Genomic DNA, 11,621 nt, shown 5'->3' on the forward strand with positions numbered 1-11,621 from the left:
CATCCCGCCACGAGACCTATTGGGCTCTCGACAGCCCGGACCGTCTGTGCGGTGCCGAACGTGGACGGCGCATGGTGCGCTAAGTGTTCCACCGCACGGACCGGACTGTTTCATCACGCCAGAGTGGACCGATGTCCGGTCACCCCCGCAAGGTTGAGTCCGGTCAGCCAGCCGGTTTTGCCCACCCCGCCTGGTTCTGTCCACCCGCTGTCCCAGACTTCACCGAGGAACTTCATGAACACCGAATCCCAGCTGTCGGAGGTTGCCGTCCTGCGTGAGCGCGCCCGCAAGCACGTCGAAGATGGCGCAGTCACCGCTGGCTACGACGCCGATCGCGCGCAAGTGCTCACGCTGCTGAATGAAGCGCTGGCCACCGAACTGGTATGCGTACTCCGTTATCGCCGCCATCACTTCATGGCGAGCGGCATTCACTCACAATCGGTTGCCGGAGAGTTCCTGACGCATTCGAAGGAAGAACAGGGGCATGCGGACGAACTGGCCGCACGTATCGTGCAGCTGGGCGGTGAGCCCGATTTCTCGCCCGACACGCTGACCGCGCGCAGCCACGCAGAGTACGTCGAAGCGGGCACGCTGGCGGAAATGATTCGAGAGAACCTGGTCGCCGAGCGAATCGCCATCGACAGCTATCGCGAATTCATTCTCTATCTGGGTGAACAGGATCCGACCACGCGTCGCCTGCTCGAATCGATACTGGCGGTGGAAGAGCAGCACGCCGATGAACTGGCCGACCTGCTGCAGGGCGTGGCGGTGTAAGGGCCGATGCCCCCCGCGCTACACAACCGGATGAAGACGGGATCGGGGCAGGCAATACCTGCCCCGATCCCGTCTTCATCCGTTCCGCCGCTGCGTTCAGAGCTTCGAATCGTCCGAGTACGGGCGGGTGCCGTAGTAGTCGTGAATCTGCCGGGCCCACGACTGGTCGGCCATGTCGGGCCAGCAGTCCTGGTTGAAGCCCGGCGCGGCTTCGAGGCGCTCCTTGGCAACGTCCAGCGTGAAGCGCTTGTTCTCGGTATCGAGCGTCAGCGCGTTCCACGGCACGGCGAACAGCTTGTCGCCGATACCGAGAAAACCGCCGAACGACATCACGGCGTAACTGACCTTGCCAGTACGCATGTCGAGCATGATTTCCTGGATGTCGCCAAGGTCTTCTCCGTCCTTGTTGAACACGTCGTTGCCCATCAGCGTGTCAGCGCCCATCAGGCCCGGCCCGGGGCCGTGGCGCATGATCGGTCCGGGCGCTGCGCCCTCGCCCTTGTACATCCCGTACTTGTCCCTGTCCTGATAGCTCATGCTCATCTCCTCTGGTTGATCCTGCTGTGCTGCATGGTCGAGCCCGGTACAGGGCTCGTCTTTCGGGTCGCCGTAGCCCGCCTTGATGCGGCGGATCAGGCGGCGAACCCTGATGCGGTGCCGGCGCAGCCGGTCGGGGTCGAAATCCGGCACCTCCGCTTCGCGCGGCTGAGCGGCGTGCAGGGCAACAAGTCGGCTTGGCTGCATCTGGAAAACCTCCGTCAGGTCGGTCGCCCCGCGGCGTGCGCCGGGGCGGCCGGGTCAGTCGCGATGCGTCGCATGTTGGGCGGGTGCGCCGGGCGGGTCTGTGCGGTGTCGCACCCGGCAGGCGCCGGACATGAGATGTGTCTATACTTCCGATGCACTTCGGCGCCTCGACCACAAGTTGTTGAAGGCTGCAGCGCCCTTCGCTTGACCGGCGTAACCCCGGTTGAAGAGGCCGCCTGCCCTACCTTGGCCGACCTTGATCGATACGCGATCAGGGCTCACACAGGATTCCGCTGAAGATGCAAATGAAACCTCCTCCTGTTATCGCCCGCACCAACGAGCTGCTCGCTGCGCTGCCCGATGCCGAATGGGACCGCTGGCTGCCGAACCTCGAACCGGTCGACATGCCGCTCGGCAAGGTGTTGTACGAAGCCGGCACGCGGCTCAGCCACGTCTATTTCCCGGTCACCGCCATCGTGTCGCTGCTGTACGTGATGGAAGATGGCGCCTCGGCGGAAATTGCCGTGGTCGGCAAGGAAGGCCTGGTTGGCGTGTCACTGTTCATGGGGGGCCAGTCGACCACCAGCCGCGCCGTGGTGCAGAGCGCCGGCGAAGGCTATCGGCTGAAGTCCAACCTGATGATGCTGGAGTTCAACCGCGCCGGACCGGTGCTGCACCTGCTGCTGCGCTACACGCAGGCACTGATCACGCAGATGGCACAGACCGCGGTGTGCAACCGTCACCACTCGCTCGACCAGCAACTGTGCCGCTGGCTGCTGCTCAGCCTCGACCGGCTGCCGACCAACGAGCTGGTGATGACGCAGGAACTGATCGCCAACATGCTCGGCGTGCGTCGCGAAGGCGTGACCGAAGCCGCCGGCCGGCTGCAGGAATGCGGCCTGATCAGCTACCGGCGCGGGCACATCACGGTGCTCGACCGCCCCGGGCTGGAAAAACGTACCTGCGAATGCTACGCGGTCGTGAAAGAGGAATACGACCGGCTGCTGCCGGCCCTCAAGGCGACCTGAGCGCCTCGTCGAAGGCCTCATCCGTCACCCCGTCGGGCGCGGCAAGCCAGCGCCAGTTGCGTATTTCGGGCAGGTCTTCGCCATGTTCGGCGATCCACGCCTTGTGGGCGGCGATGTTGGCGCGATGCCTCAGCCGTGCGTCGTCCACCTGATCGGCGAGGCGCGGAATCCGGCAGATCGCATCGAGCGCGAGCTGATAGCGGTCCATGTGGTTCAGCACCACCATGTCGAACGGCGTCGTGGTCGTACCCTCTTCCTTGTAACCGCGCACGTGCAGTTTGCCGTGATTGGTTCGCCGGTAGGTCAGACGGTGGATCAGCCACGGATAGCCGTGGAAGGCGAACACGATGGGCGCATCGCACGTGAACAGCGCGTCGAACGCCGTATCGCTGAGGCCATGCGGGTGTTCGGACGCCGGCTGCAGCGCCATCAGATCGACCACATTGACGACGCGGATGCGGATGTCGGGCACGTATTCGCGCAACAGCATCACCGCGGCAAGCGTTTCCAGCGTAGGCACGTCGCCGGCGCAGGCCATCACCACATCGGGTTCGAGCGCCTCGTCGCCGTGCTCGGTACCCGCCCAGTGCCAGATGCCGGCACCGACGGCGCAGTGCAGCGCGGCAGCCTCGGCGTCGAGCCACTGCCATTCAGGCTGCTTGCCGGCAATCATCAGATTGACCTGGTTGCGGCTGCGCAGGCAGTGATCGGCAATCGACAGCAGGCAGTTGGCGTCGGGCGCGAGGTAGATGCGCACGACGTCCGGATTCTTGTTCGCGACGTGATCGATGAAGCCCGGATCCTGATGCGAAAAGCCGTTGTGGTCCTGCCGCCACACGTGCGAGGTCAGCAGGTAATTGAGTGACGCGATCGGTGCGCGCCACGGAATATCGTTGCACACCTTGAGCCACTTGGCGTGCTGGTTGAACATCGAATCGATGATGTGGATGAACGCTTCGTAGCACGAGAACAGGCCGTGGCGGCCGGTCAGCAGATAACCCTCCAGCCAGCCTTCGCACAGATGTTCGCTCAGCACGTCCATCACCCGACCATCGGCCGACAGGTCGATATCGACCGCCTTGCACTCTGCCATCCAGGCCTTGCCGGTCACGTCGATCACCGCGCCCAGACGGTTCGACGCGGTTTCGTCCGGCCCGAACACGCGGAAATTGCGCGCCAGCAGATTGCCGGTCATCACTTCGGCGAGAAAGCTGCCCAGCACGCTGGTGGCGCTGGCCTGGACCGCGCCGGGTGCTTCCAGTGCGACGGCGAAGTCGCGCCAGGGCGGCATGCGCAACGGCACCCGCAGCAGACCGCCGTTGGCGTGCGGGTTGGCGCCCATGCGGCGCGCACCCGACGGCGCGAGACTTGCGATCTCGCGATACAGCGCGCCTGCGTGATCGAACAGCTCTTCCGGCCGGTAACTGCGCATCCAGTCCTCGAGCTGGCGAACGTGTTCCGGCTTGCTGAAATCGGTGATCGGCACCTGATGCGCGCGCCACGTGCCTTCGGACGGCAGGCCATCGACCTCGGCCGGGCCGGTCCAGCCCTTGGGCGACTCGAACACCAGCATCGGCCAGCGGGGTCGCGGCGGCGGCACCGGTGCATCCACGGCGCGCGCGGCGGTCTGGATGGCACGGATGTCCGCCAGCATGATGTCCAGCGTGTCGGCCAGCTCGCGGTGCATCGTCATCGGGTCATCGCCCGACACGAAATGCGGCGCGTAACCGTAGCCGCGCAGCAGGTCGGCAAGTTCATCGCGGCCAATTCGCGCCAGCACCGCCGGATTGGCGATCTTGTAGCCATTCAGGTGCAGGATGGGCAGCACCGCCCCGTCGCGCGCCGGATTCAGGAATTTGTTGGAGTGCCAGCTCGCCGCCAGCGCGCCGGTTTCAGCCTCGCCATCGCCGATGACGCAGGCAACGATCAGACCGGGGTTGTCGAACGCCGCGCCATAGGCGTGCGCCAGCGAATAGCCCAGCTCGCCGCCCTCATGGATCGAACCGGGGGTTTCCGGTGCGACATGGCTCGGAATGCCGTCCGGCCACGAAAACTGGCGGAACAGCGCCTGCATGCCGGCGCGGTCCTGCGTGATCGCCGGATAGGTTTCGCTGTATGAGCCTTCCATATAGGTCGAGGCAACCAGCGCCGGCCCGCCGTGCCCCGGACCGATGATGTTGATCAGGTCGAGGTCGTTCTCCTTGATCAGCCGGTTCAGGTGTACATAAAGAAAATTGAGACCGGGCGTGGTGCCCCAGTGGCCGAGCAGGCGCGGCTTGATGTGTTCGCGCGTGAGCGGCGTTTCAAGCAGCGGATTGGCGCGCAGATAGATCTGCCCGACCGACAGGTAGTTGGCGGCGCGCCACCAGGCATGCATGCGGGCCAGCAAGGCGTCGCGCGGAGCGCGCTCCAGCAGTGCGGCGGTCACGATACGGCCACCCGGGGCGCGACGCTGGTGCGGCTTTCGATGCGCTTGAGCAATTGCCGCCACGCCTTGGCGAACGCCCCCACGCCATCGCGCTGCAGCCGGTCGGCCAGCAGCGCAACCTTCACGCCTGCGGCATCGATGCGCGCGATCACCGCGTCGCAATCGCCGCCGTCGTCCGCCATGTCAGCCTGCGGCCGGCCGTGGTCGGCGAAGGCCAGCAAGGTGGCTTCGGGCAAGGTGTTGATGCTGCCGGGTGCGATCAGCGCATCGACATAAAGCGTGTCGGACACGGCTGGATCCTTGCTGCCGGTGCTGGCCCACAGCAGGCGCTGCGGCATGGCACCGCTCGCCAACGCCGCCTGCCAACGCGGCGACGCCTGCGTTTCGACCTTGCTGCGCCACACCTGGCGGGCGACGGCAATGCCAAGCCGGTTCTGCAGCGACACCGAAATCACGCTGTTGGCCGCCACGTCCCACCGGCTGACGAACAGCGACGCCACGGTCGCGACCTTCGGGTCGAGCCCGGCCGCGATGCGCCGCTCGATGCCGCGCAGGCAGGCGTCGTTGGCGGCCAGATACTGCTCGCGCGAAAACAGCAGCGTCACATTGACCGGAATGCCGGCGAACACGGTCTGTTCGATCGCCGGCAAGCCTTCCGGCGTACCCGGAATCTTCACCAGCAGATTGGCGCACGCCGCGTCGGCATGGATCTGCCGTGCCGCGGCGACGGTGGCCGCGCTGTCGGCAGCGAGCAGCGGCGACACTTCCATCGACACCCATCCGTCGGCATGACCGCTGGCATCGAAGCAGGGTTGCAGCAGCGCGGCGGCGCGCCTGAGGTCGGCCAGCGCCAGCCCGGCAAACAACGCTTCGCCCGACAGGCCGTCGCGCGCAGCGGCGCGGATGTCTTCGTCGTAGGCACCGCCCTCACCCAGCGCGGCGTCGAAAATGGCCGGATTCGACGTCAGTCCGGTGATGGCGTACTGGTCGATGTAGCGCGCCAGCCGACCGTCATCGATCAGGCTGCGGCTGATGCTGTCCAGCCAGAGGCTCTGGCCGGCGTCGCGCGCGTGCTGTAGTGCCGTCATGCAGAGGCTCCCCGTGGATCACTTCGGCCTGCCGGGCAAGGCTTCCCGGCAGCACTCGTCCGAAGCAGCGTGCGCGGCTTGCGCCGGATGGTCTGTGCGCTGACGCACCCGCATCGATGCGCTGCGGTGGGGCGTTCAGATCGCGAGCAGCGCGCTAGCCTGGTGCGCGATCACGCGCGCTTCGTGCGTCGGAATGACCCACGCCGAAGCGCGACTGCGCGGCGTGCTGATGCGCGTTTCGGCCGCTTCGTTGGCACCGCCCGACAGCTCGATCCCCAGCCAGGCGGCGTCGCGGCACACGCGTTCGCGGATCCGTGCGCTGTGTTCGCCGATGCCGGCGGTGAATACCAGTGCGTCGAGGCCGCCGAGCAACGCAACCATGGCACCCAGTTCGCGCGTGATCGCATGGACATACAGGTCGATGGCGAAACCGGCCGCCGGCTCGCTGCTGGCTTCGAGCACGCGCATGTCACCCGAAATGCCGGAGGTGCCCAGCAGCCCCGAGTGCTTGTACAGCAGGGTTTCAACTTCGTCCGGCGTCATGCCCAGCCCGCGTATCAGATGCAGCACGGCGCCCGGATCGATGCGGCCGCAGCGCGTGCCCATCATCAGACCGTCGAGCGGCGTCATGCCCATGGTTGTCGCCACGCTCTTGCGGCCGCGCATCGCGCACAGGCTGGCACCGTTGCCCAGATGCGCCACCACGACGCGCCCGCTCGCCAGTGCCCCCAGATGCAGCGGCAGCACGCCGGCGATGTATTCGTAGGAAAGGCCGTGAAACCCGTAGCGCCGGATGCCGGCGTCGCGCAACGGCAGCGGCAGCGCAAACGCCTGTTCGACCGGTGAGCGGGTGGCATGAAAGGCGGTGTCGAAGCAGGCGATCTGCGGCACCTCGGGCCAGCGGGCCGCTGCAGCGCGCAGTGCGGCCAGCCCGTGCGGCTGGTGCAGCGGTGCCAGCGGCACGAGTTCCTGCAGCTGCGCCAGCACATCCGGCGTGACGCGCACCGGGTGCACGAAGGCCGGCCCGCCATGCACGATGCGATGCGCCACTGCATGCGGGCCGTCGGGCCAGTCGGGTCCGGCGATGCAGTCGAACAGTGCAACCAGTGCGCTGGCGTGGTCGGCCGCCGGATCGCCGCCCGGATCGAGCGCACGCTGCGTCACGCAGCCGCCCAGCCGGTCCTGGACGATCAGCTGCGGCGCCCGACCCAGCCCTTCGATGTGGCCCCGCATGCCGCGAACCGGCAGCGCGCCCGCGGCGAGTTCAAACTGCGCAAAGCGGATGCTCGATGAACCGGCGTTGATGACCAGCAAGGATTTTTTCAAGGTGAAACGTAAGGCAATGGATCAACAGAAATGACGAAAGCGCGGGCCCCGATAGCTTGCGGGCGCTGCGCCTTCAGTGAGGTTCCGGCCCGGCGACCCTGGAACGCTGCCTAGAAGCGGGCGCTGGCGGCGGCTTCAGCCGGCTCAAGGCTGCCACGGTCGCATTCAAAGCGACGACTGTGGGCTTGCGGCGGATCACTGTATGTTCGACAGCGCACGGAATTTTGCAGTGGCACGCGTCATGCTTCGCTCTGCGCGGGTGCTGTGACCGGCCTGCTCTGACCTGTCCGCTGCACCCACCTTTTCACACAACCTCTGAGGTTGCGCCTGCGACCTCTATCCCGCGGAGCCCGCACCATGATCCGCATCGAACTGCAGATTGAACTGAACTACCAGATCGACTTCCAGGGCGCCGACTTCGTCTTCAACATCCATGTCGCGCAAACCGCCAGCCAGACCGTATCGAACGAAGTCCTGACGCTGAGCCAGCCGATCGAGCCGCACGTCCACGTCGATCCGCTGACCGGCAACCGTTACATGCGACTGCGCGCCGAGCCCGGACCGCTCACCGTTTCATACCAGGCGACAGTCGATCTGGTGCATCACTGGGCAGATCCGGCACAACTGTCCGAGGTGCCGGTGCACCGGCTGCCGCCCGAAGTCATGGGCTACATCTACCCCAGCCGCTATTGCCAGTCCGACCGGCTGATCCGTCTGGCGACGCGCGAGTTCGGCAACATGTGGCAGGGCCACAGCCGGGTGCAGGCGATCCGCGACTGGGTGCTGAGCCATGTCGCATTCACGTCGAACAGCTCGAATTCGAGCACTTCGGCCGTCGACACCGTGATCGAGCGCGCCGGCATCTGCCGCGATTTCGCTCATCTCATGATCGCACTGTGCCGCGCCATCAACATCCCGGCCCGCTTCGTGACCGGCACCGACTATGGCGCCGATCCGGTGCTCGGCCCGCCGGACTTCCATGCCTACGTCGAGGTGTATCTGGGCGACCGCTGGTACATCTTCGATCCGTCCGGCACCGCCATCCCGATGGGACTGGTGCGCCTGGGCACCGGCCGCGACGCCGCCGACGTCGCCTTCGCCACGATTTTCGGCGGCGTGCTGTCGCAAGCCCCGTTCATCCGCGCCACCGCTGTAGACGATCCGTCGCGCAACATGGTGCTGCCGCAGCACTGCAGCGAAGCACTGTCGACCGACGGCATCCGCTGAGCGCAAGCCGGAACACGCGCCGCGATCCGGACGTCGCTGCCGGAGTCGGCAGAGCGTCGTTGTGCTGAGCTGGTTGGATGAGAGCTGTGGGATGGGCTGTGGGAGCGGCGTCCCCGCCGCGATCAGTGCCGCGATGGCCACATTGCAGCGTACGTATCGCGGCGGGGGCGGAGCGGGGGTTTCGGCGAGCACTGCTCGCCGCCCGCATAGCCGGCCGGCCACGCAGGGCCGGCAGTGGATCGCCGCTCCCACAAAAACCTCCACTGCTCGCCGCCCTCGGCGCCGATCCCCACTCCGGCTTGATCAGCGCAACAGCAGCACCGGCAGGCGCGCCGAGCGCAGCAGGTCGGACGTCTTGCTGCCGAACAGCAGGCTGCGCAGTGGCGAGTGGCTCCACGCGCCCATCACCAGCAGGTCCATCCCCTCATTGGCAGCGTACTGCGCAATGACCTGTTCCGGGTCGCCGGGGATGATGCGGCCGCTTGCGGTCAGTCCACCGGCGGTCAGCGTGGCGCAGGCCTGTTCGATGTCTTTCGGGGCGCCTGGGCGTTCCGGACCGGACATCAGCACATGCACGTCGAGTCCCCGCAACAGCGGGCTGGTCGCCAGCATGTCGATGCCGCGCCGGGTGATGCCGCCGCCGTCGTAAGCCACGAGCACCTTCTGCGGCGCGCGGAAGGCGTCGGTGACGGTGAGGATGGGGCGGGTCAGCGCGCGCACCACACGCTCGACGTTGCGGCCGAGGTCTCGCTGTGTGGTGGCAGCCGATTCGCCGCGCCGGCCGATGACGATCAGGCGCACGTCTTGCTGCTGTTCGACCAGCGTTTCCTCCAGTTCGCCGTAGCGCTGGCGCGTGTCGATGCAGCCAGCACCCGCACCGGTGGCGCGCTCGCGCAGCCGGTTCAGGAACACGCGCCCCTGTTCGCGCGCGTCGCGGGCGAAGGCGGCGTCGTGTTCGCTCAGTTCGGTCAGCAACGCCTCCTGCGCGCCGACGCCGATGCTGCCGCTGTGATCCTTGCCCGAGCCGCGCTCGGGGTGGCGGTCGATCACGTGCAGGAATTCCAGCGGCGTGTCGAGCCGCTGCGCGGCCCAGGCGGCGTAGTCGGCGACGTGATCGGCCCAGGGCGACTGGTCGACGCAGGCAAGCACCTTGTTGTCCATATTCATGATCAGTGGCCTCCCATCAGCATGTCTTCGGCACCGTCCTTGTCATGCACGGCGAACTTGTCCACCAGCGTGGTGCTGGCTTCGTTCATGCCGATCACCTCGACGTCGGTGCCTTCGCGGCGGAACTTGATCACCACCTTGTCCAGCGCGCTGATCGCAGTGATGTCCCAGAAGTGCGCGCGGCTGACGTCGATGCGCACGCGGTCGATCACTTCGCGATAGTCGAAGGCCGCCACGAAACGGTCGGCCGAGGCGAAGAACACCTGGCCACTGATGCGATAGGTGCGCTCGCGACCTTCGTCACCGGTCTGCGAAGTGATGCGCAGGATGCGGCCGACCTTGTGCGCGAAGAAGAAGCCGGACAACAGCACACCGACCAGCACGCCCTGTGCGAGATCGTGCGTGAGCACGGTCATGACCGTCGTCGCCACCATGACGATGCTGGAGCTGGCCGGGTGCTCGCGCAGGTTGCGCAGCGAGCCCCAGCTGAAAGTGCCGATGGACACCATGATCATCACCGCCACCAGGGCGGCCATCGGGATGCGCGCCACCCAGTCGCCCAGAAAGACGACCATCATCAGCAGAAAAACACCGGATGCGAGCGTGGAAAGACGCCCCCGGCCGCCGGATTTGATGTTGATGACCGACTGGCCGATCATCGCGCAGCCCGCCATGCCGCCGATGAAACCGCTGGCGATATTGGCCACGCCCTGACCGACGCATTCGCGGTTCTTGTTGCTGGGCGTATCCGTGAGGTCGTCGACGATGGTCGCCGTCATCATCGATTCCAGCAAGCCAACTACCGTGAGCGTCAGTGCATAAGGAAAGATGATCGCCAGGGTTTCGAAGTTGAGCGGAATATCGGGAATCAGGAACACCGGCAGGCTGTCCGGCAGCGCGCCCATGTCGCCCACGGTGCGGATGTCCAGATCGAGCGCCATGGAAACTGCCGTCAGCACCACGATGGTCACCAGCGGCGACGGCACCGCCTTGGTGACGTACGGGAACAGATAGATGATGCCCAGCCCGGCCGCCGTCATCGCATACACCTGCCAGCCGACGCCGGTCAGTTCGGGCAGCTGCGCCATGAAGATGAGGATGGCCAGCGCATTGACGAAGCCGGTGACCACGGAGCGCGACACGAAGCGCATCAGCGTTCCCAGCTTGAACACGCCGGCCACAATCTGCAGCACACCCGTGAGCAGCGTGGCGGCCAGCAGATACTGCAGGCCGTGGTCCTTCACCAGCAACACCATGACCAGCGCCATTGCGCCGGTCGCGGCCGAAATCATGCCCGGCCGGCCGCCGACGAATGCCGTCACGGTCGCGATGCAGAAGGAGGCATAAAGCCCGACCTTCGGATCGACACCGGCAATGATGGAAAAGGCAATCGCCTCGGGAATGAGCGCCAGCGCGACGACGAGGCCGGCCAGCAGATCGTTGCGCACATTGGACAACCAGTCCTGGCGCAGTGTTTTGATCGACATATGAATCCTGAAGTTTTTTTGCGTTCCGCCTGCGCGGGACGGGCGCACGCATCCGCCTATGGCGGTGCGGCACGAATATCGGGGGGAACGGACACCGCGCTCGCGAGCTGAGCGCTGTCAGCAGCGCTGAGAGGCTATGGCGGACCGGCGTGGCCGAGGCCGGGAGAAGGTAGATTTTGCTGCATGGCAACATTGTAACCGGAGTTATCGGCTGTGCAGAACCGGCCCGAAAGGCTCCTGCTGAAACCGCGATGGTGCTGCCCTTCGCAGGAGCAGACCCCGTCCGCGATCCGCGCGTTGATCACGCGGCGTCGCGTCATCGGAGACCGGCATCGCCTGCAGGGGCGGAGCG

At 66.1% G+C, this 11,621-nt stretch carries 9 protein-coding genes; 3 read left to right on the top strand and 6 right to left on the bottom strand.

The genetic code is table 11. The features are described from left to right. Window positions 1-234: 234 nt before the first annotated feature. On the top strand, window positions 235-774 hold the full coding sequence (locus Q8R75_RS14880; protein ID WP_305614295.1) for a ferritin-like domain-containing protein: 540 nt from the start codon (window positions 235-237) through the stop codon (window positions 772-774). Between the two features lie 96 nt (window positions 775-870). Here the strand turns inward: Q8R75_RS14880 and Q8R75_RS14885 are convergent, their stop codons facing one another. After that, complete coding sequence (locus tag Q8R75_RS14885) at window positions 871-1,518, bottom strand: PRC-barrel domain-containing protein (protein WP_305614294.1); 648 nt, start codon at window positions 1,516-1,518, stop codon at window positions 871-873. 299 nt (window positions 1,519-1,817) lie between these two features. Between Q8R75_RS14885 and Q8R75_RS14890 the strand changes: the two genes are divergently transcribed. Continuing rightward, window positions 1,818-2,546, top strand: coding sequence for a Crp/Fnr family transcriptional regulator (locus Q8R75_RS14890; protein ID WP_305614293.1), 729 nt, complete (start codon window positions 1,818-1,820; stop codon window positions 2,544-2,546). Here the strand turns inward: Q8R75_RS14890 and Q8R75_RS14895 are convergent. The 3 genes from Q8R75_RS14895 to Q8R75_RS14905 form a co-directional block, all read right to left on the bottom strand. Then, window positions 2,533-4,974, bottom strand: a complete 2,442-nt coding sequence (locus Q8R75_RS14895) for a phosphoketolase family protein (RefSeq protein ID WP_305614292.1) — start codon at window positions 4,972-4,974, stop codon at window positions 2,533-2,535. The two genes, Q8R75_RS14890 and Q8R75_RS14895, sit on opposite strands and share 14 nt — an antisense overlap. After that, window positions 4,971-6,062 carry a transaldolase gene (tal, locus tag Q8R75_RS14900; RefSeq protein WP_305614291.1) on the bottom strand — a complete coding sequence of 364 codons (1,092 nt, stop codon included), beginning with the start codon at window positions 6,060-6,062 and terminating at the stop codon, window positions 4,971-4,973. Before tal ends, Q8R75_RS14895 begins: the two co-directional genes overlap by 4 nt. Before the next feature lie 135 nt (window positions 6,063-6,197). Next, entirely contained in the window at window positions 6,198-7,388 is a 1,191-nt protein-coding gene (locus Q8R75_RS14905; RefSeq protein WP_305614290.1) for an acetate/propionate family kinase, read from the bottom strand. 357 nt (window positions 7,389-7,745) lie between these two features. Here Q8R75_RS14905 and Q8R75_RS14910 point away from each other — a divergent pair, with 357 nt between their 5' ends. Beyond that, on the top strand, window positions 7,746-8,615 hold the full coding sequence (locus Q8R75_RS14910; protein WP_305614289.1) for a transglutaminase family protein: 870 nt from the start codon (window positions 7,746-7,748) through the stop codon (window positions 8,613-8,615). A gap of 303 nt (window positions 8,616-8,918) precedes the next feature. Here Q8R75_RS14910 and Q8R75_RS14915 read toward each other — a convergent pair whose 3' ends face one another. Continuing rightward, entirely contained in the window at window positions 8,919-9,782 is an 864-nt protein-coding gene (locus Q8R75_RS14915) for a universal stress protein (RefSeq protein ID WP_305626106.1), read from the bottom strand. Between the two features lie 2 nt (window positions 9,783-9,784). After that, window positions 9,785-11,269, bottom strand: coding sequence for a SulP family inorganic anion transporter (locus Q8R75_RS14920; protein ID WP_305626107.1), 1,485 nt, complete (start codon window positions 11,267-11,269; stop codon window positions 9,785-9,787). Window positions 11,270-11,621: the final 352 nt, after the last annotated feature.

Source organism: Methyloversatilis sp., assembly GCF_030696805.1.
Taxonomy (GTDB): Bacteria; Pseudomonadota; Gammaproteobacteria; order Burkholderiales; family Rhodocyclaceae; genus Methyloversatilis.